Source organism: Vibrio sp. 10N.239.312.D08, assembly GCF_041466145.1.
Taxonomy (GTDB): Bacteria; Pseudomonadota; Gammaproteobacteria; order Enterobacterales; family Vibrionaceae; genus Vibrio; species Vibrio crassostreae_C.
Map to the genome: position 1 here is coordinate 123,908 of NZ_JBFSSD010000005.1, position 24,554 is coordinate 148,461.

The following is a 24,554-nucleotide window of genomic DNA, read 5'->3' on the forward strand; positions in this document are numbered from 1 at the left end:
CCCTGACAAAACAAAGCGGGTGTTTGCCAAACCAACATAACAATAAAAGTGCGGCCTAGAGCTTCCCTCTCTAGGACCAAGTTATAACGATCATCAACGTGATTCACCGGAGAACATCATGTCCGAAAATAAACGCAGTACGATAGGCAAATTTGCCCTACTGTCTATGACCTTCGCGGCGGTATACAGCTTCAATAACATCATTAATAACAACATCGAGATCGGCCTTTCCTCAGCTCCGATGTTCTTTCTAGCAACCATCTTCTACTTTGTGCCATTTTGTTTGATCGTTGCAGAGTTTGTGTCACTGAATAAAGACTCTGAAGCGGGCGTTTATTCTTGGGTTAAAAGCTCTCTAGGCGGCCGCTGGGCGTTTATTTCGGCTTATACCTACTGGTTTGTTAACCTGTTCTTCTTCACCTCTCTGCTGCCTAGAATCATCGCTTATGCGTCGTATGCGTTCTTAGGGTTTGAGTACATATTCACGCCAATCACCACGGCGATCTTGAGCACCATTCTATTTGCGGTTGCTACGCACATCTCAAACAATGGCGCGAAACTACTAGGCCCCATCACCTCACTAACATCGTCGCTTATGTTGTTGCTAACAATGTCTTACATCTTGTTGTCTGGCGGTGCTTTGATCGGTGGTATCGAGCCAGCTGACCCAATCACCATTGAAGCGATGACACCAAGCTTTAACTGGGCATTCCTTGGCGTAATCACTTGGATCTTCATGGCGGCTGGCGGTGCAGAATCGGTAGCGGTTTACGTTAACGACATCAAAGGCGGTCACAAGTCTTTCGTTAAAGTGATCATCATTGCCGGTATCTTCATTGGTGCGCTTTACTCGGTGGGTTCAGTACTAGCAAACGTGTTTGTGTCGCGAGAAGAGCTTAAATTTACTGGCGGCTCAGTGCAGGTATTCGAAGGGCTAGCACGACACTTTGGGTTGTCTGAAATCCTAATGAATCGCTTTGTGGGCGTGGTTTCATTCACGGCGATGCTAGGCTCTCTGCTGATGTGGACAGCGACACCCGTTAAGATTTTCTTCTCTGAAATCCCTAAAGGTATCTTCGGTGAGAAAACGGTCGCTCTAAACAAACAAGGCGTTCCAGAGCGTGCGGCTTGGATTCAGTTCTTGATTGTGATTCCACTGATGTTCATTCCGACACTGGCGTCCGATACGGTTCAAGATCTGATGAGTACCATTATCAACATGACAGCTGCAGCATCGATGTTGCCACCGCTATTCATCATGATCGCATACCTTAATTTACGCTTGAAGTTGGATCACTTACCTCGTGATTTCAGAATGGGCTCACGTATGACAGGCATTACCGTGGTCTCGATTCTGATCGGCATTTTCACTGTTGGCTTCTTTGCGTCAACCTTCCCAACAGGTGCTGACATCATGACCATCATCTTCTACAACGTGGGCGGGATTGTTATCTTCCTTGGCTACGCGTGGTGGAAGTACGGTCAATACGAGAAAAGCTTATCTCCAGAAGAGAAAAAACTAGAAGCAAAGCCTGAACCGGCGAACGCTTAGCTTTACCCTACACTCTCATTGAAAGCTTAAGGCACTCGCATTTGGTGAGTGCCTTTTTATTTATCGGTACAGTCCCACTCAACACCTCGATTTCATCAAAACAATTCAAGAAGAAGACATTCGAGCCAACAATCGAATCGCCTACAAAACAATTCATCGATTGAATAGCTACCATCCTAGCCATGCCTCTACACATTCAACTTAAAGTCAAAATAAAAACAAAGTAAACATTTACTAAAAATAGATCACACTTTTAGACTTACTTAATTTTAAACATCAAAATTATCATTAATATCGGTTTTGCGATCGTAAGCAACCTGACCAATACGCCTTGAAGAGCACCCCATATTAGAAGTCAGAACTGCTTACGAACCTTCATTTATAACCCGACACAGAAGTGATTAAAATGAAAAGTAGTTTTACTAAAACCACTCTTATTACAAGCTGTATTCTTGCTGCCCTAAGTACCACTGCCCACGCGGAAGAGTCCGCAGCAAACCACAGTGATACTCAGCCTCCTAAAACAGAAACTGAAACCCTATTTAACTTTTATGGTGAGCTTGGCCTTGGTGGTCACGTGGCACTAGAAGGTGATGACAAAGGCCGTTATGCAGACGGTACTTACATCGAAGCAGGCTTGGCTATCGAACACGGTAATTGGTTCGGTCTTGCTTACATGGAAGGCTGGACAGTGCAAGCCGACGACGAAGGCAAAGCTTGGGCAACGGGACACGGCTGGGGCGGCTTTGAAGGTGGTTTTAACCGCTTTTACGCTGGCTACCGCACCGACAACAAAACAGAATTCATGATTGGTCGTATGGACTCTTCACTGGATGATGTTCAGTGGTGGGGTGACCCTACGGTTGAATACGGTTACGCGATCTCGAATACACGTGACGTACACCTTGGTGTAAAGATCCAAAACCTAGAAGGTAAGCTTCGCTACAGCGTTTCTTTCGCGCCAGAGTCTGACTTCTCTGAAGACGATGCGCTGATTCACTTCGGTAAATACGACAACTTTGCAGACCAATGGAAAGATAAGAACGCCATGGTCAACGGTTACCTTCAATACGATCTGACTGACGACTTAACCCTAATGGGTGGTGGTGAAGTGCGTAACAACAATGGCGGCGAACTATTGCTATTGGGTGCTGAATACAAAAACTTTGCGACTCGTATTTGGCACGACACAGACAAAGGCAACCAAGAATCATTTGGTAGCGAATCCGGTATTCAAACCAGTGCTTGGTACGAAGCGGCTCAGGGTGTTTACCTTTCAGCAGCCTACAACTACGCAAACTTTGATGGTGACAACGGCGACAAAGAGATCACCTCTTACATCAACGCGGGCGTTTGGTACGAATACGGAAACGGCACATTTGCGACTGCTTTTGATAGCCGCTTTGGCGTAGGCAGCGACACCGAAATCGGCGACGCGCAAGTGTTCGCAATGCAATACTTCTACTGGTAATAACAGGAATTGATCATGAAACTGAATAAATCATTCGCAGCTCTCGCTATCGGTGCAGCCCTTGTCGTTACTGGTTGTGCATCAAACTCCATCTCTGGCTCAGCTTCTGACACAAAACAACTGCAAGCCAGCGAATTTAAGAACGTTATCGACCGTACTGGCTCACCAGAATACATGCGTGACTACGACTTCGATGACCACCAACGCTTTAACCCATTCTTCGACCTAGGCGCATGGCACGGTCACCTACTGCCAGACAGTGCAGAAGGCATGGGCGGATTCCCAGGTATAGCACTGCTTACCGAAGAATACATCAACTTCATGGCTGATAACTTCGACCGACTAAGCGTGTTCAAAGATGGCCAAAAAGTGGCTTTCACTATGGAAGCTTACAGCCTACCGGGTGCATTGGTTCAGACACTAAAATCTGACGATGTCACCGTAGAAATGACGATGCGTTTTGCTTCAAACCGTACCTCTCTGCTAGAAACAAAAATCACTACCGACTCACCGGTTGAATTAGTGTGGGATGGTGAACTGCTAGAAAAGACGCACGCCAAAGAAGGCGTGGCACAAACCGACAAAACAATCGCTGAAACTTACCCTGAGTATGACCGTCAAATCGTCGCAACCGACGATGGCCTAAAGGTGACCTTCGGTAAGGTTCGTTCGACATGGGATCTACTGACTTCTGGTGAGTCTGAATACCAAGTTCACAAGTCGATTCCAACGAAAACCACGGTTGATGGTTTAGCGTTTACTTCAACGGCAAACATTGAAGCATCGACGACTATCTACACCACATACTCGCATGTTCTAACGGCAGAAGAAGCGCAAGCGGAACAGCCTGAAATCAAAAAGATCATGGCAAACCCTACCGACTTCTTAGCCGCATCAGCAGAACGTTGGGAAGGCTATCTTGAGATGGGTTTAACCAACCCGAACGCGACACCAGAGCAAGAGCGTGTTGCGGTTAAAGCGATGGAAACCCTAAACGGTAACTGGCGTGGCGCTGCAGGTGCGATGGAGTTTGACTCTGTGACACCATCCGTGACGGCGCGTTGGTTCTCGGGCAACCAAACTTGGCCTTGGGACACATGGAAGCAAGCCTACGCAATGGCTCACTTCAACCCAGATGTAGCGAAAGATAACATCCGCGCGATGTTCGCTTACCAAATTCAGGCTGACGATGCCGTTCGTCCTTGGGATGAAGGTTACGTGCCCGATCTACTCGCTTACAACCTAAGTCCAGAACGTGGCGGCGATGGCGGTAACTGGAATGAACGTAATACCAAACCAAGCCTAGCAGCATGGGCAGTAATGGAAGTCTACAAAACCACCAGCGACGAAGCTTGGCTACAAGAGATGTATCCAAAACTAGTGGCATACCATGATTGGTGGCTACGCAACCGTGACAACAACGGCAATGGCGTTCCAGAGTATGGCGCTGCTCGTGACAAAGCACACAACACGCCTGAAGGTGAAATGTACTTCACCGTGGTTCGTGGCGATAAGCACGAGACAGTTATAGGCCAAGCTGCACTGGATAAAGTGATTGCTGAAGGTAACTACGATTACATCGAAAGCCCAGCACAAACTGCCGCGTCTTGGGAGTCGGGTCGTGATGATGCAGCCGCATTTGGTTTCATCGATAAAGACCAGCTAGACGCGTATGTAGCGAATGGCGGCAAGCGCAGCGATTGGGATGTTGAGTTCGCTCAAAACCGCGCTGAAGATGGCACGCTACTGGGCTACTCACTACTGCAAGAATCTGTTGACCAAGCAAGCTACATGTACAGCGATAACAAGTACCTAGCAGAAATGGCTGACATTCTAGGTAAAGACGCAGAAGCGAAAGAGTTCCGTGAAAAAGCAGAGCACCTATCGAACTACATCAACACCTGTATGTTCGACGAAGGCACTAACTTCTTCTATGACATTCGTATTGAAGACAAGCCTTTAGCCAATGGCTGCGCAGGCAAACCGATTGTCGAGCGTGGTAAAGGCCCTGAGGGTTGGTCACCACTGTTCAACGGTGCAGCAACACAAGCTCACGCTGATGCCGTGGTCTCTGTGATGAAAGATACCTCAGAGTTCAACACCTACGTTCCACTGGGCACAGCAGCGCTTTCTAGCCCAGCATTTGGCCCAGATATTTACTGGCGTGGACGTGTATGGGTAGACCAGTTCTACTTCGGCCTAAAAGGTATGGACAGCTACGGCTACCGTGACGATGCGATTGAAATGGCAGGCGCATTCTTCGACCACGCCGATGGCTTGGTACAAGACGGTCCTATCCGTGAGAACTACAACCCGCTAAACGGTGAACAACAAGGTGCTCCAAACTTCTCTTGGAGTGCTGCCCACCTATACATGTTATACAACGATTTCTTTACTGACGCAGAGTAAGTAAAAACCTATACCTGTCTTCTGAAATTCAATGAAAATCTAACCTCATAAATTTCAGACTTTGGCACTCAGTTTCTCGCTGAGTGCCTTTTTTATATCTGAAGTAACGTAAGCGAAAAACAAGCACTTAGACCATTTGGCCTACCATGATCCTTTTACTCTGTTCGTTGTACTCAGCTAACACAGGCAAGCTTTTACTCACAAAAAGCAAAGAGTGCTCTTGCTATGAAATCCCATTCAAAAATTTCATCACCCTCACTGAAATATTGAATTCTGAAGACTTATTCGAATTTTATTTATCCTTATTAGCCTTCCGGACATTAATTTGATAGTCGTTTACTAAATAATAGCTAAACTATAGCGTCGCCTACCCCTTTTTTGAGAAAACCCAAATGCCTAATGCTGATTCCACCCTAAACAAACGTATGGGAATCGTTGCGCTCACCTGGCCAATTTTTATCGAAGTTCTTTTAAGAACCGCACTCAACACCAGTGATGTATTCATGTTATCGGGATACTCGGACAAAGCCGTGTCTGCCGTTGGTGTTATTTCTCAGATATCCTTTTTCCTGATCATTGTCTCGACCATGGTCAGCAGTGGTACGGGTATTCTAATCGCGCAATACAATGGTGCTTCCCGCACTCAAGAGAGCGCTCACGTGGGTGTAGCAAGTATCATTCTGGCCATTATTGCCGGTGTGCTACTGAGTGTGATTGCCGTTCTTGTTGCTGAATATTTTATCCCGCTTTATCAACTCGAACCTCAAGTCGAACAGTACGCGCAAGAATACCTGTTCATCAGTGGTGCTCTCACCTTCAATGTAACCATAGGTGTGGTTCTCACCACTATTTTGCGCAGTCATGGCTATTCAAAGTCACCGATGGTGATCAATATGATTGCAGGTGTCATCAACGTATTCGGTAACTACTGTGCCTTATATCAACCTTTTGGTTTGCCTGTATACGGCGTGCAAGGGGTTGCGACCGCGACCGTCATTAGCCAAGTAATCGGAATGTTGATCTTGATTGGTGTGGTCAGAAGCAAAGGGATTTATCTACCAGTGAAGCAGTTTAAATCTGTGCCGAAAGCCATCTATCAAAAAATCATGAAGATCGGCTCGATGAACGCTGGAGAAGTGCTCTCTTATAACATGGCTCAGATCAGCATTACCTTCTTTGTAGTGCAGATGGGTACGTCTTCACTGGCTGCGTTTACTTACGCACAAAACATCGCTCGCCTCTCTTTTGCGTTTGCACTGGCAATTGGTCAAGGCAGCCAAATCCAAACAGGCTATTACATTGGTAAGGGTTGGATCGACGAGATTACCAAGCGCGTGCAACGTTACTTTGTGGTTGGCTTTATCGCGTCAACCGCGATCACCTGCATGGTGTATGTGTTCCGTTTCGAAATTCTCGATCTGTTCACGCAAGATCCAGAGATCATTGCGCTAACGGCGGCACTGATTGCAGGTTCCATCATTCTTGAAGCTGGACGAGTATTTAACCTTATCTTTATCTCTTGTCTAAAGGCTGCTGGCGACATTAAATTCCCGATCAAAATGGGCATTCTCAGCATGTGGGGCATTGGGGTTGCCATGAGCTATTTGCTTGGCGTGCATTGGGGTTATGGCGTATTGGGTGCTTGGATGGCAATCGCGATGGACGAGTGGTTCCGTGGAATCATCATGGCCTATCGCTGGCGAGCTAAGAAATGGACTCGATTCTCTTTTTAGGTTGTTGTTGATACGTCGAAATTTATCTCGACCAAAAGAAAAAGCGCTAGGGGGAGCTAGCGCTTTAAGACCAACTAAGTCCGTTTAGCCTGGTAGTTTTTTAAGCTATATCATGAGGATATAACCATTTTTTTACTTAGGTAAATCAAAAAGCCTATTCTTTACGACTGCCTTGAGTCGTAAATTAAGTATAGTCGGGTTGCGAAAAATGGAAGGAATTATTTCGGTTATTTTTGCTAAATCGAATAAAGCTAAAGTAGAAAACCAGCTCAAATGAACTAACCTTTAATCATGATAGGAAATCTTGATGAAGGGCTATATGGATTCAGAGACGACCACCGCCAAACCCGCTCCTCAAAAAGAACAATCAAACTTATTGTCGTCTTTACTTCATGAATTCAGAAGAAACAAACTGATTTTATGGTACGTGGCATTCATTGCTCCGCTCACCTTAACCATCAACCTATTTGTCCCAAATAATATGAAGTATGACATCTATAGTTATATCGATGTCTTAATGACTATTTGCTATGTCACTTTTATTATCTGGGCAACGTATTACTATTGTTATTTACTGTTTAAGAGAGAAAAGAAACCAACCATACGGTTCATCAAAAAAGTGAAATCATTGCTATTTCCTATCTCGAAACCCATTTACTTTACCTTGTTAATGCTCGCTTTGAACATCTCATTTTCGAGTTACACGTTTATCAAGTCACTCATCCCGCACTTCAACCCTTACACTTTAGACCTCGCTTTTTACCACTTAGATAAGTGGTTGCACTTTGGCGTATCTCCATGGGAAATCACACACTTCTTCCTGCCAAATGCAGCTTCAACTTTGGTGATGAACTTCTTATACAACTTATGGTTTTTTCTGATGTGGGGGATGTTACTTTTTTTCATCATCTATCGAAAAGATGACCAACTTCGTAATCAGTTTATCCTCACCTTCTTGATATCTTGGTTTCTCCTAGGTAACGTCATAGCGACGCTGTTGTCGTCTGCGGGCCCCGCCTACTTTCACCACTTCTATGAACAAGATCTCTATCTTAGGTTAATGGAACGTCTACAAGCGCAGGACCTCCAGTTAAAGCAAGCGAATCTATTCCCACTTTGGATGCTATCCGCGCAGGATATGCTTTGGGATAGCTATGTTACAGGCGTAAGAGGCCGAGGAACGGGGATATCTGCTATGCCTAGTTTGCATGTCACTATCGCCGTATTAATGGCAATGACAGCATTTAGGTTGAACAAAAAACTGGGATATTTAGCGTGGGGCTATGCTTTAATTGTCCAGATCGGCTCCGTTCACTTGGCTTGGCACTATGCAATCGACGGATACTTAGGGGCGATATTAGTCGTCGCTCTTTGGCATGCTATTGGGTACTGGTTGCGAAGACGAAAACCACTAATCAAAGTCCCATAAACTAGATATGTACCGCCCCTTATCACATCGGATAACGAGCTACTCTCCTCGACCTGTTACCTCTTCAACCGCCTGACTAATGGTTTTTCTCAGATGGATGTTTTTATCATCGAGTTGCTTTCCTTTGCGATAAACAAGTTGAATGTCGAAATCAGGAACCTCTATCGGCGGGGCAACAGCGATCAGCGAATTCTCCATATTAGAGTCAGTTCGAGCGACCAACTTAGGCACAATACACAGCAACTTTCTTCCACTTATCAGCCGTTTTACCGTCAAAAAATTACTCGATGCAATCGCAACTTTTCTCGCATAACCGAGTTCCGCTAATTTCATGTCTACGCCCGTTTTTAGAGAACCATTGGGGGAAACTAATGCATGATCGACAGAAACAAATGTCTCTAGCGACATCGGAAGCTCAACACCAAGCACTGAGCTATCAAGTAAGCAAACGTGCTGCTCGGTATAGAGATGTTCAATGCCATATAGTTTAGGCACTTCACCAAAGCTGCCTATCGCAATGTCTAGCTTAGCCTCTTCAAATACCTGCTGGTAATTGGTTCGATTAACGTTAAGAAATGCAACTTGAGAGTTTGGCGAAGCTTGTTTAATAAAATCGAAGATCATTGGGCCAAACATCTGTTCCGCGTAATCGGTAAGTCCGATCTTCCAGCTGCCTTTATAACTATCAACTTCGAACCTTTTGGACAACAGAACTTCAGATTGAATAGTATTAAGCAACGCATCGACAGTGCTTGATAATTCAATCGCTCGGTCGGTCGCTTCCATCTTACTACCGACACGCTCAAACAAAGGGTCATCAAACAGCTTTCTCAGTCTTTGTAAGCTATGGCTCATTGCTGATTGGCTGACATAACAACGTTCAGCTGCCTTGCTTACACTGTTTGTTTTATATAGAGCTTGCAGTGCAATCAATAAGTTAAGGTCAATTCCTTTCCAGTTAAAATCAGCCACAAATCAATCCCATATTATTCATAGTTATAATTAAAACAATTAATTTGAATCATAGTTCAACTCCGCCTAAATTACGCTAAACATTTATCTGGAATCGATCATGCTTTCAATTTTTAAAACCTTTTTCTGGCTTGGCTGGATTAGCTTTGGTGGACCAGCGGCACATATTGGCTACTTCCGTAAAACCTTTGTTGAGAAACTGAATTGGTTATCCGACGAAGAGTACGGGCAAATTGTCGCCCTCAGTCAATTTCTGCCGGGTCCAGGCTCAAGTCAGGTTGGCTTCGCGGTTGGTTACAAAAAAGGTGGCTTAACCGGTGCGATTGCCGCATTTGTAGGCTTCACCTCCCCTTCTGTCATCCTAATGTTGATATTGGCCTTAGTGAGCAACCAGTTGTTGGAAGCACCGCTTTTCATTTCTATCATCCACGGACTTAAGCTACTCGCGGTCGTGGTTGTAGCTGACGCCACTTTCGGAATGTACAAAAACTTTTGCCAATCAAAGATAGCAACAGCACTGTGTGTGATAACCGCGATTGTTCTGCTTTTAATTCCTGGGATCTGGCCTCAGGTATTAGTTCTATTGTTTGCTGCTATGGTTGGCAGCAAGTTCTTAACCTCGCAAGACTTAAAAACAACGCCTTCGACACATAAGATATCGTTAACACCACTCGTGATTTTCGTTGCTTTACTGGTTGGTCTGCCTCTATTCAGTGCTTACTCTCAAGGCATTGAAGTATTTGGCTTGTTCTACCAAGCAGGCAGCTTAGTATTCGGTGGCGGTCACGTGGTTCTTCCGTTGTTACAGAATGGCATTGGTGACCAACTGTCTCAAGATGCCTTCCTAACAGGCTATGCCGCAGCGCAAGCCGTACCGGGCCCGATGTTTACGTTAGCCACTTACCTAGGTTATGTATTAATGCCATCAGCACCGATCACAGGGGCACTGCTCGCAACGATTGCGGTGTTCTTACCGGGCTTCTTGCTGCTACTGGGTGTATTGAAGAACTGGCAGGCAATTGCGAGTAAACCTTTGGTGGCTGGTGCTCTTACTGGTGTGAATGCAGCAGTAGTCGGCTTATTACTTGCGGCTCTATACCAACCCATCTTCACAAGCGCAGTGAGCAGCGGCATAGACTTCGCTCTGATCATTGTTGGTGTTTGGCTATTGAAAACCGTGAAGATGCCGATTGTAGGTTTAGTGGGTACCTTTATCGCAGCTGGTGCGATGCTTAACTATTTATAATTAAGTACTTAGATACCCAACTTTAGATACAAAACTGAGTTACAAACATTAGCCCCTGATAAGGACACTCATCAGGGGCTAATTCATTTTCGTTATTTACCATAAGAAGAATAACTCTTCATAGAACAACACTATATTGGTGTTCTCTCCTTCATTTCTCTCACCTCGGCTAACGCTCGATTTAGGTTTTCATTGGCGATTTTGTAATACGAAGGTTTTTTGTCGATGGCTTGTTGCAGGTAAGGAATCGCTTCATCAGGTCGACCTTGAATAATTAGAAAGTAACCAACATTATTCAGAGCTTCCGGTGCATCCATATGACGCATAAACACATTTATTGCTTTTTTTACGTCACCTGATGCCAAATAAATGAGAGCAAGGTTGTTCTGAGCCTTCTCATTATTAGGTTCGATCTCTAAAGCCGAACGAGTGTATTGATACGCTTCTTTGTAGTTGCCGTACATATAATGGGAATAACCCATATTCAGTAGAGCTTTCACTGAAGTTTTATCGATAGTGAGCGACTTTTTAAAATACTCTTGGGCTATCTGATGTTTGCCTTCTACATCTTCCAAGACTCCGATTCCCATGTAAGCCAAAGCAGGAGACATACTGTCAACCTTCAAGCCTGCCACTTCACTTTGACTTAACGCTTGGTAGTTTTTAATCGTGCTACTACTTTTTAAGCGAACTTGGTCTGCATTGATCGCTTTAAAGAAGTAGCTTCGACCTTCGTCTGTACGGCGCTGCTTAGTATATAAAACACCTAACTGCTCTAATACTTCAGTATGCGCAGGGTTAAAATCTAATGCCGCCAAATACGCTTTTTCAGCGAGTGCGTAATTACCTCTCGATGAGTGAATTCGACCGATCGTAAATAGCGTTTTATCGTGAAACTCTTGTTCAGGAAAAGACAGAGATCGGATGTACTCATAGAGAGCTAAATCGATGTTGTTATCTCTAAGAGCGACATCACCACGCATGATTGCTTCTTTTTCACTGACCGGTGGATCGTCACTGGTTAGGGTGTCAATTGGCTTACCCGAATACAATTCGGCATCAAACTGATTAGTTGGCTCATCAGAAGAGGCGCACCCGAGAATCAATAGCGGTAGTAAAAGTAAAACCATTCTGTTCATTCGCATCATAAACCTACTCCTGGCGCACTTAATGCGTCCATAACAATCATCATCCCTGGTCCAAGGGCAACAATAAAAAAACATGGCCAAATAAATAACAACATTGGGAACAACATCTTGGTGGGTATTTTTGCTGCGATTTCTTCCGCTGCTTGTTGGCGTTTATCTCGAAAATCTTCGGTATAGTCACGTAAGGTCTGAGCTAAACTCCCCCCCATTCTTGAAGCATGTGAGAGCAAAGAAACAAGGCCATCCAATTCATGTAACCCCGTTCTTTCTACAAGTTGACTCAAAGCATCTGGCATCGTGACACCTGCTTGTATTTTGGCAAACACCGTATCAAGTTCATCAGCCAATTCGGGTTGGGAAATGTATAACTCGTTAGCGACACGCCCTAGAGCAGCATTAAAACCTAGGCCTGATTCCGTACAAACCACTAAAAGGTCTAAAGCATCAGGAACCCCATTCCTGATTTTTCTCTGTCTCTCTTTTTGCATTTTACTCAATACAAAATTGGGAAAGAACGTCCCGACAAAAACACACGTCACAATCAATAAATTGTTGTAGCTGCCACCTATAGCCAAGTAAAACACCATAAATGCACAGACAAAACCAATTAATGCTGATAGTACCTTGAAGGCATAAAACACTGAAAGTGCGCTCTTTTCATGGTATCCAGCATGCATTAATTTTTCTGAATACGTTTCGTTATCTTTTTTATTCCCTCGTCCAATGAATGGCGTCAGCGACTCCAAAGTATTGGTAAAGTCATAAGGTTTGCGAGTGCCAGTGTGATTCCCTCCGGAAATTTGTTTTAACTTTTTGTCCAACGGAGAGCGAGTGCCAACAAAAAGAAAACCTAAAGTAAGAGTAAGCAGCATCGTAGTCAGAAGAATCATCCCGTAAAGTAGGGTTTGGCTACTGATACCGAACTCAGATAGTGTTTGTTTCCATACTTCTAAATCAAAGAATTCCATAATCTATATCTCGATATTTATTATTTTTCTTATCCACAACGCCCCAATCGCCAACAAAATCACGCCGACACTAACCATAGATATTCCTCTAGGATCACTGTACAAAGGCTCGATGTATTCAGGGTTTACGAATTTAAGACCGAAAAATAGGGCAAAAGGAGAAAGCGTCAGTATCCAAGCAGAAAGTCGACTCTCAGCGGATAGGGTTTTGATTTTTCTTTCTAGCTTAAAGCGAGCTCTTAATACTTCAGATACTTTTTGCAGATTCTCAGAGAGATTACCCCCCGTTTCTTTCTGCAACATGACCGCACTTGAGAAAGCCAGCATCGATACCGTCGGTACTCTTTCTGTCATTTGTAAAATAGCGAGCCTTAAATCGTAACCATAGTTCAGTAAGTTATAGGTATTCTTAAACTCAACCCCGATAGGCTCTGGCATCTCTTCGCCCACCTCATTAAAAGACTGAACCAATGGCTGGCCCGCCTGTAGAGCTCGACGAATAATATCTAAGGCCTCTGGCAACTGTTCTTCAAACCGTGCCATTCTGTAAGTCACTCTGTTTTGTACAAATAGATAAGCAACAACCCAAACAAAGACGAAAGCGGCAACGCAAATGAACCACACTTGATTGAATACCAAAGCAATCAAAGCCAACAAGGTTCCGCACAAAAATACGATTAATAAGAAGCGGCTTAACGTGAGTTTGAGGCCAGCTAACTCAAGCATGCGTTTTAGATCGGCAAAGAAAGGAATAACGATCAACTTTCGATCGAGTGGCGATAACTCTTTGTTGTAATGTTCTTTTAAGAGAGACAAGCTCTCTTCATCAATATTTCTTTGCGTCTCTTTTAAGCGACGAGATAACTCTTTGTGCTTGGCTTTTTTTCCGGCAGCTGGCAATAACAAGGCTTGCGAAATAAACAACACTGCGACAAACAATAGGGCCAACGATACAGTTACGTTATCCATAATCGGCTCCTCAACTATGTGATTCGGTAAAGAGCTCAAACGGCAAGTCAAGACCACGCTTAACCAACTGGTCGTGAGACTGAGGAACCACACCGGTTGCAGTGTAATAACCTAAGATATTACCATTCTCGTCTATACCTTGACGCTGAAAGTGGAATATCTCAGACATAGTGATAACCTCTCCTTCCATCCCGTTGATCTCTTGGATACTCACCATGCGACGCTTACCATCTTCTTGTCTCTCCATTTGAACCACCAAATGAATAGCAGAAGCAATCTGTGCTCTGAGGTTTTTCGTCGAAATATTCCAACCCGCCATCGAGAACATATTCTCAACACGGCTTAGTGCATCACGAGGTGTATTCGCGTGAATTGTAGCAAGTGAACCATCATGACCCGTGTTCATCGCAGCTAACATATCAACAGCTTCGCTACCACGCACCTCCCCAACAACAATACGGTCAGGTCGCATACGCAAGGTGTTTTTTACCAGCTCTCGCTGACTGATCTCACCTTTACCCTCAAGGTTCGCTGGGCGTGTTTCTAAACGAATCACGTGTGGTTGCTGCAGCTGTAACTCTGCGGAGTCTTCTATGGTAATAATCCGTTTATCTCTAGGAATAAACCCAGAAAAAATATTCAGCGTCGTCGTTTTCCCTGAACCAGTACCACCAGAAATAAGGATATTAAGCTCACCTTTTACAGCGGCTTCAATGAACTTTGCCATTTGTGGGGAGGCTGACTTATATTCCAGCAGATTATCCATGGTTAGGCTGTCTACAGAAAAACGTCGTATAGATACGGAAGGACCATCTAAGGCCAAAGGGGGAATAATGGCATTCACTCGTGAACCATCAACTAATCGAGCATCCACCATCGGAGACGCTTCATCAATCCGGCGTCCAACCTGACTGACAATACGATCAATAATGTTTCTTAAGTGACGATCATCTAAAAACGTATACGGTGTTTTTTCTAATTTGCCTCGACGTTCGACATAAACACTTTTAGGTCCGTTGACCAAAATATCTGACACCGTTTTATCGGCGAGCAATGGTTCAAGTGGGCCAAGGCCGAATACTTCATCTTCAATTTGCTTGATGACTCGCTTACGCCCCTCAGCACTTAATGCGTGGCTTTGGTCATCCGCCATTAACTGAACGATCGCTTCATGAAGGTCTACTTTGGCACGCTCTTTATCCAAACTAGAAAGTAGACCTAAATCTAATGTTTCAAGTAGCTGTTTATGAAAGTAGTGTTTAATCGACAGTTCCTGCTCTAAGACTTTTTTCGCCTCATTCACCGACTTCTCTTGCTCTTCACTCGCCTCTAAACTCTTAGCTTCATGAGATACGTTAGCTACTTTCTGAATAAGGGGCGATACAACGCCGTCTTCCTCTTGGGAAAACTGTTCTACTTTCTTTTCAAACTCCGGATTAATATTTTTTCGTTTAAAGAACATAACGATCCCTCATATATGCTGTAACAAACGTGTTATGAAAATATTTTTTTAAGCCAACCTTTCTCTTCTTGTTCTGGAGGAGAAAGGATATGGGACAAATCAATAATCGACCGTGTAATCGAGCTCTTTTTCTTCGATTCAACCAACGGCAAACCTAAATTGGCGCTCTCAAGAGCCACCTTAAAATCATTAGGCATTAAATGGATGTCATGCTTTCCAACGGTTTGTTCTATGTCTGTTAGCTTGATGGTTTGTCGCTTTTCATAACGATTCACAATGATCTCAATTGAGTCCTGCTGCAATCCGTACTCAAACTTGAGCGTTCGAATTAATCGATTACTATTTTTAACCGAAACTAAGGTTTGTTGAGCAACAAGTAACACCTTAGTCGCAGGAGAGATAGCCGATGCGAAGATATGATCCAACCCTCGAGAAAAATCGATAATAATATAGCGATAGAAGCGACGTAATACGGGCAGTAACTTCCCGATTTTCTGAGCATGTTCATAATCATCTGCGTTATTTTCATGCTTGAAACTTAAAACGTGTAACCCTGATGTGTGCTTATTCACCAAGCTACTCAAAGACATCTCATCCAAATCATTTGAGCTATCGATGGCATCAGAAATACTGTAGGTCGGCGTGATATTCAAATACTCAGGAATAACACCAAACTGGAGGTCAATATCGAGCAACAGCACCTCATTCGGGTGATAACTTGCTATTTCTACTGCCGTATTGAGCGCTAAGGTTGTCGCCCCCATACCACCTTTAGTGTTAATAAACAGGAACACCTCCCCGTAGCTAGAGTTTTCAATTTTTTCCGCTGCGGTTTTCTTGAGTAACGGTAAGAGACCAGAAATAGAAATGTCATGAGATAGGAAATCAGAAGCACCCAGTCTTAGCGCTATTTTTAATGATCCATTGTCATTCTCATCACCGAATACAACCAAAGATAAATCATGCTCTTCCAATTGCAGATTATAGCTTTGCAGATCGACCATTTTCTGAGCCCAACCACCACTCGCTTCGACAAAGATAAGGTCGGGAGTATCTATGCTTCTCACATATTCTTCGGTCATGCCTAATAATGAAAAAGAGTCGATATGAATATTTCGACAACGTTTCAATTGCTGCCTCATATGAGCATGAAAGTTTTCATTGCTATAGATAAGCCATACATTCAAGTTGGTTTTAAGGCGAATCGCATCGTCTTCATTCGGTAAAATATCAATTGCTTCGCCCATATTACCCACCTTGTATTTGTTCCGGACATCTTGTCCTAGTATTTGTATTGGCTTTGATTACACCTAAATTCTCAGCGGGCAAAATCGTCTCAAACGCAGGTGCCGCAAGAAACCCATTTGTCCCTAAAAAGCTGAGGTTGCTGATCAGCTGAATGCCATAGCCTGTCGCTCTTGCTCGTACAAACTTAATCGCACTAAAATTGGTTTCGAAATCAGAGGCAATTTCAGAGCCAGCAGCATCCAAATACGCCACCTCCAAGTTGCTATCGCTAAACCCCAGTAGTGGAATGTCTTCTACAACAATCCCCGCAATGTTATCGCGGTCTAAGACGTAACAAACGGTCGCTAGCCTTGCCGCTTTTCTCGTCGCCTCGTTAACAATCTGGAGTGAGAATACATAAGCCCCCAAAGCCAAAATCAGAAAAATCAGCAAGAAAACCAACCAAGAAACTATCGTAAACTCGATAATGGCTAAGCCGTTGTGCTTGTTGATTGGTTTCATCAGAAAACCCTCATAACAGACGACACACTTAAGGGAACAGATAAGCTTTCAGATGAAAATGGAATCGATAAAAAGTGAGGAACATAGTCGTAATTAACCGTTACTCTCACATAACTGTCTGCTGAAGGAGGAGTGACAACTACATCAGAAGTTGCAAGGCTAGAAAGTATCGCCGTACCTACAGTGTTCTTACCGTAAACCACAATATTTTGAATTTCCGCAGTAGGAGCTAATGTCCCACCCTTTGTTCCATACACCTCACTTACAGCATAACGAGCTCCGTTTTGAACCGATTTTGAGATGACATTGTAGTGAATTAGGATGTTTCCCAGTTCAAGAACCAACACCAAGAAAAACAGTAATACTGGTGTCGCAATCAACATTTCAATTGCAGCGAGGCCCTGTTGTTTTTTAAAGTTGTTATCCATAACTAAGAGCCTCCTCCATCTGGGTCTTTATACAAAACAATTTTGTAAGGACCTTCAGTTGATGACTCAGCCCCACCAGAACCGCCAGCAACACTACAAGAATGTATGAATTCACCAAATACTGCAGGAGTACCGGAATTGTTAGTTGGCGCCTTTTGTAATAAGAAGAAGCACCCTATTTTCTGAACGGTAAAACTGGTTACTCCACCACTTTTACCTGAGCAATCGACCATAGGAATAGGAAGAATACGTCGCCATGCTGTACCACCAGACACACAACCAGAGCCCATACTTGCTATACATGCGTTGGTGTCAGCCTCATATTGGGAATAGGTATAAGAGCCATCAAAATCAATATCACCCGTTTTACTGTCTATCTTAATTTCAGAACTGGGCTCAGTCGTTACATAATCAGATGGGTAATCTGAACTTGATAAGCCGCCACCATAATCACCAAAACGAGTATTTAAACCATCAGCTGTAGGCCCAACCGTTCCCCCAGGCTTGGTAGTAACACTATCGCCAATAGCGACAGAGTAATCATAGTAACCAGCCAAGGCTTCTTTTACCGTGCTACCTCCAGATCCAAAGTCCAGTAGGTGATAATTACCATTTCCCATTTGAGACAGTTTTTTATCGCCCACTTTTAGAGCATGAACTGTACCTACCTCATAACCAAAGACATTGGTAATTGCCTCACCGGTAGCATCATCATAACCATCTTCGTTAATATCGTTATCTGAAGTCCCGTCACCAGTACACACTCCAATGGGTACAATATTATTCACAACTTGCAGTCCTGAGCTTGGTCCTGCAACCGCTGTTGCCGATACGCTTTTTGCTAAACCAAACATCTGAATAAAGAATTCATCCATACCTAATGAGCTGACATTAACTCGAACATATACATCATCATCAGCACCAAACGTAGGGGTCCCCGCAAAGCTTTGAGGGTCGTTAGAGTATTCAACGCTAACCACTGCAGTTGAGAAATCAAATTCATGATTACCAGAAGCCCCCGCCATAGCATTCAATGTTGATGTAACTTCTGCAGATACCGCGGTTTGATCTTTACTGTTATCCAAAATAGTCGCTGCCGCTAACGCCGCTGAGTCAACCGCATTCTGTAAGCGCGTTTTATTCACTAGCATATGGTTGATATCCACGGCTAACGCTGACACAGCAAGGAAGACAAGCAACGCTATAGTCACAAATATGACAACCAATCCGCCCTGTTTTTTAGGTTTTCTTGATACTTGATACAACATAAAGTACCTCCAAACTAATTAAAGCTCTGTAAGACCTGACTATTGCTCTCTGAAAGATCTTCATCGCCTTTACCCACGTAACTGTCGTAACCAGCCTGCATGCGCTCCCCGGTACCATCAGGTAAAACCTGCAAGTTCTCTTGAGTTGCATTCGGGTTGTAGGTTTGCTCCATTTTCAGCTTAGCAACCGACTGCCCCAAAGGCGCGTCATTCGCACAACCGACTAATACCAGTGCGAGAAAGACCATCATTGTTCTAATCATATCTATCTCCTTATAAATCATGACCAAATGAACCTTCGCTACCACCATCAGTTGGCGCGATGTCTTTAGCGGAACTTGAATTATTCTTGTCTTCAGAGTCAGAAGGCTCAGCAATGTAAGCGCTTTTACCTAACAAGTAATATTCCAGGTCATTAGGGTCAACAAAGGCATCAGTTGGTAGTGTGACTTGACTTCTGTCCACTGGTTTAGCGAGTCGAGGAGTAACAAGAATGACAAGCTCTGTTTCTCCCGATACGTATTCTTGACTATTGAAAAGCTGGCCTAGGATCGGCACATCACCAATACCCGGCATTTTGTTGCTGATATCACGCACGTTCTCGCTCAGTAGCCCTGCAATACCGATGGTTTGTCCATCTGCAAGCTCAAGCGTAGAAGAGGCGCTTCGACGTGTAATTGGTGGAATAAAGTAAGTCGCGTTGGTCGAGCCGGGGTCGATAGTCAATGAACTGCTGTTCGCAATTTCACTTACATCAACCGCTAAGTTCAGGTTGATCTTTTTATCACTGAGTACGGTCGGTATAAATTTCAGCCCTACCCCGTATTCTTTGTATTCAATGGTAATCCCATCATCATCCGGAACTGGAATTGGAAATTCACCACCCGCGAGAAACTCGGCCTTAGAGCCACTCAATGCAGTTAAATTCGGCTCTGCTAATACCTTCGCGACACCATTTTGCTTGGCGACATCCAATGCAAAGGTAAATAAGGTATTACTATCGATGAAAGACCCTAGAATCCCGTAATCAGTTGAGGTAGGAATATCGAAGATTGGTGTTGCACCCAGTACACCAGCAGGAACAGATGAAGCTCCCCACGAAAAGTTGGAACCACTGGTTTGGAAGAAGTGGAAATTAGCATCGAACTTTCTCACTAAACTCCGCTGAACCTCGGCGACAGTTACCTCTAACATCACCTGTTGGGCGCCACCGATAGACATTAAGTTGATAACACCAGTTGCAGCAGCTTGCTCACTACCACTCTCTTTAGAATCATCTGCAGCCTGCCCTGCGGCGTAGGTTTCAGCAATTCTCATAGCGACATTCATCTTCTGTTGATTACTGATTTGCCCACTCAACAGCAAGCGATTCTGAGCGCTATGTACCTCGATAGTCTCGTCAGGAAGAAACTCATACAGCTTGGATTTCAGGCTATTAAGATCATGAGTCACCTCGATATTAATAGACTCAATCAACTGGCCTCGAGAATCCCAAGCCATCAAGTTGGTTGCACCTAACTTGTTACCAATCAAAAACACTTCGTTAGATTTCAAAATCACGATGTCCAAAACATCAGGGTCGCCAAGTGAAACCTTGCTCGCTTTACCTGATAACACGACATGCGTCGATTTATGATGCGGAACCGTGACCGTTTTTCCCGTCTGCAGTGCAGCAACACTGGCTGCCGAAAAACAAATCAGGCTAAAAACACACGCTAATAATATTTTCATATCTCACCTCAATCCTTGACGCGCACACTAGATGTTTCTGTACCTTTGATAATGGTGACACTTGGTCTAGGCACATATCGACGAACCACTTTTTTCTCTACTTCATGTGGATTTCTCAAGGTCAGCTGAATACTACCTTTGCTTTTAGCCGTGAGAAGCTTCTCTGCCTCTTTTGGCGTCATCTCAAGTGTTACCGCACGAACGATAATCGGACTGTTTTCTTTCGTTTTAGCCGTTTGGTCGACGGCTAAAACCTTAATGTCTTTTAATACCGTTTGAGTCGCTGCAGAATTTTTTCCGTAAGAAACGGTATTGAGAATATCAACCTTGTTCCCGGGTAATAGAAACCCAGCTACACCGATAACGTCATCGACTCGAATTGTTACCGCTCGTTTATTTTCAGGAATCAAAGCCGCAAGTGTGGAGCCTTCACCAGGAACGGTGAAACGCAGCTTGTGAAGCACCTCTCCGGCATAAATGGTATTAGCGACAACCTGACCAATCAGCTCAGATTTATCCGAATAGTTGTTTTCATTGATCCAATCAACTTCCATCAACTTCGTCGTTAAATACTGCTCTTCAATTATGGTTCCAGCTTCAATTTCTTGAGAGGCCACTACAACCGGGTGACGTTCAACTTCTTCGACTTCTATCGTCGGTTGAACTTGGTTGTCCATCCATTGCTTAGCAAAAAATACAGCCGCTAAGCCGAATACTACGGACAGTAAAAACAATAGGAATACCTGACTCTTATTCATTATTTTCTTCCTCGTGTCCATCAGAGGTAAAGTAGACTTCCCATGCCATGGAAAGAATATCGAAAGTAATAACGGGCGGGAGCTGCTCAAATGAAAGGATATCTTTGCTAATACCAGCGAGATCTTTAGGTAAGCAAGGGAAAAGAGGCACTTTGTAAAGCGTGTGCATTTGAGATAAGCGCTCAAAGAAACCGCTTTGAAGTTCTAGCTCTTTCTCTGCCACAACATTCATCCACAAGGATTCATAGTCACGCAGATTAAGAGGCTTGAATTCGATTTTATAACCCAAGCGACGCAAAAATGCCGGATCACTGATCTTCTCCGGATTTAAGTTAGTAGAGAAAGCGAGGGTCAACACAAATGGCATTGTCACTTGCTGACCATTCGGCAACGAAAGATGATCGAAGTAATATTCCATTGGAACAATCCATCGATTGAGCAGGTTATCGACTGGCATGGGTTGGCGCCCCAGATCATCAATAACAAAAATGCCGTTATTCGCCATCATTTGTAACGGTGCCAACCACACTCGGCTGTTCTCTGAATGATTAACTTCAAGCATATCCATGGTTAGCTCTCCGCCCACCTGAATATTCGGTCTCTCACAATTGAGCCAACGCTTGTCGTACTGATCCTTAAGAGAAACCAATGTTTCACTGCCGTTGCGATCAAGCGGTTTATGGTGTTGCGTAGAGAAAACCTTAATAATGTTACCGAAGGCATAGACTGCATAAGGGATAAAAACTGAAGTGTGTAATGCATTAACTATGCGTGTCGCAACAAATGTTTTACCTGTACCGGCATGCCCATACAAAAGCAGAGCTCGTCCCGAGTTAATTGCCGGGCCTAGCACGGAGATCATTTTGTCTACGCCGTAAACATCACTAAGAGCCGCTTCAACATGTGGTCTGGTCACCAATTCCGCTCGCAAGTCTTGTTGTTTTACAATGTCACTGTATTGAGCAAGTGAAACGGGAACCGGGCCTAAATAAGCATCTCGAGTAAAAGCGAGATCTGCTTCTTCTATGCCCTTTTCTGATAAGGAGTAGCGAACATGACTGTGTGAAGAGGAGTCTAAAGATAAAGCTGAAGTTGGTTGAAAGACTTCAATGAATGATTTCTTTCTAAGTACCGCAAGTCCATTCTCAACAATATGGGTAACCACACACAAATGGTTAGAAAGCTCCAACACATCAGACTTAGGGTAAGCGGATAAGTGTTTAAGTAATAAGTTTTCAATCACAACTTCAGGTATACCAAGCGATTCAATGGAAGTCGGAACCAAAGGAGCTGATATTTGAGGCTTTAAATTACTCGGGGACGGTATCCCTCTAATATCCATATGTTCTCTCCAACACATCGAATTTCAATTTAAATTACGTAAAATAGCTATACATCGCTAAGCCTATAACAACTGAAGGTGCGAAAGGCATCGTCACCTTATTTGAATACCTAGAATGAACCGTTGACACAGTTTTTGTGCTGGTTGACATTCCACTAACTAACATTAGTTTCTCTTCAAAATAACCTTTTACCGTTAGAGACTCGCTGTTCGCACGGTTATAAAGTAAGTAAAACACAGCAATTATTCCCGCGGAAATGATAATATAATAAGTAATATCGAGTAGGTTACCCCATCCAACATATAGCCCTATCACCCCAAAAAATTTCACATCGCCAGCAGACATTGCTCTCAAGAAATATAAAATAAGTCCCGAAGAGAAAAAAACAGCCGCCCCAACCAAAGAAGTGCCAAGTGAACCCCAAGTTAATCCACTATTAATCGCAATAATAAAGTACAACAATACAAATAAAATCAGAACCTTATTCGGTATTCGATTTTCTTTCACATCAAATACTGATACCACAACCAATAGCACCCAAAAAACTAGAGATTCACTTATCATTCATATACCTGACACAATTAATTGAAATTTACTGAACAAGGATACAGCTATACCAGAGAATATTGCCCAAGCGAGAAAAACAAGCAAAGCCGCACCGATAATGTATTCGACAATGGTTAGTCCTTTCTGCTTTTTTATTCTCTTAATATTCATAGTTTCTATGGTGCTGTCGTCGTACTAATCGCACCAACAATCGCGCTTAGTTTCGTTGATAACGCACTACCTATTCCACTAAATATAGTTGTCAATCCTAAAACGAGCATAGCAGCACCAATCACATATTCTATGACCGTCAGACCTTCTTCATCATTCATGAATTCTTTAATGTTTTTCAATAAGTTACTCATAAGAATCTCTCCTTGATTTACGTATCAGGTTTTATTTACCTGTAAACTAAATCTAGAGCCGAACCATATATTCGGTTAGGATTTTCTTGCCATTTACTTGCACTTTTTTGTCGCACTTCTAATCTATTTAAATAAACACATTCATCAATACTTCTCTTACTGCTTATTTAAGTATGATACCGGTTTAATAACTATGAATATAATTACACCTTTACTGTCAGATATAGATAGCGACTTTAATTCAATCATCATCAATAAAATAAGTCGTTACTTTCTCATAAAAAACCATAAACAGGACATATCTATAATCAGCCACTTAGATGTAAGGTTAGTATTTTTTATATTGAATAAAACGGATGAAATTCAACTACTTAAAATGGCACTATCTATTTGTGAAAACTTGAACAAGCGAATTGTTATTATTTGTACAGGTCAGATACCTAATAACGTTCGAAATCATAAGAATGTATTCTTCGTAATTGAAACAAGCAGTCATCATCTGACCAGTTCATTCGAAGAACTAAAGCATAAAACCCAACACATCTTTGAAGCACATTTCGACCTCGATCGAGACATGAATAACAATAACCAAGAACCGACAAAACAGTTTACTTCTGAAGTTGTTAACTTTGTTATGGATAACATTAGCAAGGAAATAAGAGAAACAGACATAGCTGAAAAATGTCACTGCTCAGCAACCTACTTTTCTAAGAAGTTTCATCTACACTTTGGAGTAAGCTTTAGAGACTTTGTGTGCGATAAACGAATCCTGTTAGCCAAGAAGTTAATCGAAGCCGATACCGAATCAAAAATAGCTGTAATTTCTTATCAATGTGGCTACAAGGATGTGTCGTATTTTTCAAGAATTTTTAAGAAAAGGACGGGCGTAACCCCTGCAAGCTATAGACGTGCCTGCACAGATAACAGAAAACGCTAATTTTACTCCCTAAAAGAAAAAATCATGGTACATTTAACATGATTTTAACAAAAATAACCAAAAATAACTT

At 43.2% G+C, this 24,554-nt stretch carries 22 protein-coding genes; 7 read left to right on the plus strand and 15 right to left on the minus strand.

The window, feature by feature from the left end; translation table 11 throughout:
* Positions 1–118 precede the first annotated feature (118 nt).
* From AB6D58_RS04640 to AB6D58_RS04660, 5 genes are all read left to right on the plus strand, one after another.
* Positions 119–1,552, plus strand: a complete 1,434-nt coding sequence (locus AB6D58_RS04640; RefSeq protein ID WP_372156554.1) for an amino acid permease — start codon at positions 119–121, stop codon at positions 1,550–1,552.
* Positions 1,553–1,958: 406 nt separating this feature from the next.
* On the plus strand, positions 1,959–3,023 hold the full coding sequence (gene ygjJ / locus AB6D58_RS04645) for a protein YgjJ (protein WP_372156556.1): 1,065 nt from the start codon (positions 1,959–1,961) through the stop codon (positions 3,021–3,023).
* A 15-nt stretch (positions 3,024–3,038) separates the two neighbouring features.
* Positions 3,039–5,432: an alpha-glucosidase gene (ygjK, locus tag AB6D58_RS04650; RefSeq protein WP_372156558.1), complete on the plus strand. Its 2,394-nt coding sequence runs from the start codon at positions 3,039–3,041 to the stop codon at positions 5,430–5,432.
* Between the two features lie 392 nt (positions 5,433–5,824).
* Positions 5,825–7,165 (plus strand): MATE family efflux transporter, encoded by a 1,341-nt coding sequence (locus tag AB6D58_RS04655; protein ID WP_017060807.1) that lies wholly within the window; start codon positions 5,825–5,827, stop codon positions 7,163–7,165.
* A gap of 307 nt (positions 7,166–7,472) precedes the next feature.
* The gene (locus AB6D58_RS04660; RefSeq protein WP_240800845.1) at positions 7,473–8,594 is read left to right on the plus strand and encodes a phosphatase PAP2 family protein; all 1,122 of its coding nucleotides are present in this window, start codon (positions 7,473–7,475) and stop codon (positions 8,592–8,594) included.
* Positions 8,595–8,633: 39 nt separating this feature from the next.
* Here AB6D58_RS04660 and AB6D58_RS04665 read toward each other — a convergent pair whose 3' ends face one another.
* Complete coding sequence (locus AB6D58_RS04665; RefSeq protein ID WP_102299781.1) at positions 8,634–9,566, minus strand: LysR family transcriptional regulator; 933 nt, start codon at positions 9,564–9,566, stop codon at positions 8,634–8,636.
* Positions 9,567–9,666: 100 nt separating this feature from the next.
* Here AB6D58_RS04665 and chrA point away from each other — a divergent pair, with 100 nt between their 5' ends.
* Positions 9,667–10,812 carry a chromate efflux transporter gene (chrA, locus tag AB6D58_RS04670; RefSeq protein WP_102441362.1) on the plus strand — a complete coding sequence of 382 codons (1,146 nt, stop codon included), beginning with the start codon at positions 9,667–9,669 and terminating at the stop codon, positions 10,810–10,812.
* A 131-nt stretch (positions 10,813–10,943) separates the two neighbouring features.
* On the opposite strand, the gene AB6D58_RS04675 is transcribed toward chrA, so the two are convergent.
* The 14 genes from AB6D58_RS04675 to AB6D58_RS04740 form a co-directional block, all read right to left on the minus strand.
* On the minus strand, positions 10,944–11,960 hold the full coding sequence (locus tag AB6D58_RS04675) for a lipopolysaccharide assembly protein LapB (RefSeq protein ID WP_137002258.1): 1,017 nt from the start codon (positions 11,958–11,960) through the stop codon (positions 10,944–10,946).
* Positions 11,957–12,928: a type II secretion system F family protein gene (locus AB6D58_RS04680; RefSeq protein ID WP_065676103.1), complete on the minus strand. Its 972-nt coding sequence runs from the start codon at positions 12,926–12,928 to the stop codon at positions 11,957–11,959. The genes AB6D58_RS04675 and AB6D58_RS04680 overlap by 4 nt, the downstream gene beginning before the upstream one ends.
* Before the next feature lie 3 nt (positions 12,929–12,931).
* Positions 12,932–13,897, minus strand: a complete 966-nt coding sequence (locus AB6D58_RS04685; RefSeq protein WP_065676104.1) for a type II secretion system F family protein — start codon at positions 13,895–13,897, stop codon at positions 12,932–12,934.
* A gap of 10 nt (positions 13,898–13,907) precedes the next feature.
* Positions 13,908–15,359 (minus strand): CpaF family protein, encoded by a 1,452-nt coding sequence (locus tag AB6D58_RS04690; protein WP_065676105.1) that lies wholly within the window; start codon positions 15,357–15,359, stop codon positions 13,908–13,910.
* Positions 15,360–15,391: 32 nt separating this feature from the next.
* Positions 15,392–16,606, minus strand: a complete 1,215-nt coding sequence (locus AB6D58_RS04695; protein WP_136981653.1) for an AAA family ATPase — start codon at positions 16,604–16,606, stop codon at positions 15,392–15,394.
* A 1-nt stretch (position 16,607) separates the two neighbouring features.
* Positions 16,608–17,108: a TadE/TadG family type IV pilus assembly protein gene (locus AB6D58_RS04700; RefSeq protein WP_136979395.1), complete on the minus strand. Its 501-nt coding sequence runs from the start codon at positions 17,106–17,108 to the stop codon at positions 16,608–16,610.
* Positions 17,108–17,536: a TadE/TadG family type IV pilus assembly protein gene (locus AB6D58_RS04705; protein WP_017063307.1), complete on the minus strand. Its 429-nt coding sequence runs from the start codon at positions 17,534–17,536 to the stop codon at positions 17,108–17,110. Before AB6D58_RS04705 ends, AB6D58_RS04700 begins: the two co-directional genes overlap by 1 nt.
* 2 nt (positions 17,537–17,538) lie before the next feature.
* On the minus strand, positions 17,539–18,804 hold the full coding sequence (locus AB6D58_RS04710; RefSeq protein ID WP_372156562.1) for a pilus assembly protein TadG-related protein: 1,266 nt from the start codon (positions 18,802–18,804) through the stop codon (positions 17,539–17,541).
* 14 nt (positions 18,805–18,818) lie between these two features.
* Positions 18,819–19,088 carry a hypothetical protein gene (locus AB6D58_RS04715; RefSeq protein ID WP_017063305.1) on the minus strand — a complete coding sequence of 90 codons (270 nt, stop codon included), beginning with the start codon at positions 19,086–19,088 and terminating at the stop codon, positions 18,819–18,821.
* The gene (locus tag AB6D58_RS04720) at positions 19,078–20,535 is read right to left on the minus strand and encodes a type II and III secretion system protein family protein (RefSeq protein WP_137002257.1); all 1,458 of its coding nucleotides are present in this window, start codon (positions 20,533–20,535) and stop codon (positions 19,078–19,080) included. The genes AB6D58_RS04715 and AB6D58_RS04720 overlap by 11 nt, the downstream gene beginning before the upstream one ends.
* A gap of 8 nt (positions 20,536–20,543) precedes the next feature.
* Positions 20,544–21,293 carry a Flp pilus assembly protein CpaB gene (gene cpaB / locus AB6D58_RS04725; protein ID WP_137002256.1) on the minus strand — a complete coding sequence of 250 codons (750 nt, stop codon included), beginning with the start codon at positions 21,291–21,293 and terminating at the stop codon, positions 20,544–20,546.
* On the minus strand, positions 21,286–22,635 hold the full coding sequence (locus AB6D58_RS04730; protein WP_137002255.1) for an AAA family ATPase: 1,350 nt from the start codon (positions 22,633–22,635) through the stop codon (positions 21,286–21,288). Before AB6D58_RS04730 ends, cpaB begins: the two co-directional genes overlap by 8 nt.
* 34 nt (positions 22,636–22,669) lie before the next feature.
* On the minus strand, positions 22,670–23,200 hold the full coding sequence (locus tag AB6D58_RS04735) for a prepilin peptidase (RefSeq protein ID WP_136981652.1): 531 nt from the start codon (positions 23,198–23,200) through the stop codon (positions 22,670–22,672).
* 158 nt (positions 23,201–23,358) lie between these two features.
* The gene (locus AB6D58_RS04740; RefSeq protein WP_017063299.1) at positions 23,359–23,547 is read right to left on the minus strand and encodes a Flp family type IVb pilin; all 189 of its coding nucleotides are present in this window, start codon (positions 23,545–23,547) and stop codon (positions 23,359–23,361) included.
* A gap of 193 nt (positions 23,548–23,740) precedes the next feature.
* Between AB6D58_RS04740 and AB6D58_RS04745 the strand changes: the two genes are divergently transcribed.
* On the plus strand, positions 23,741–24,484 hold the full coding sequence (locus AB6D58_RS04745; RefSeq protein ID WP_137002253.1) for an AraC family transcriptional regulator: 744 nt from the start codon (positions 23,741–23,743) through the stop codon (positions 24,482–24,484).
* The last annotated feature ends 70 nt before the right edge of the window (positions 24,485–24,554 follow it).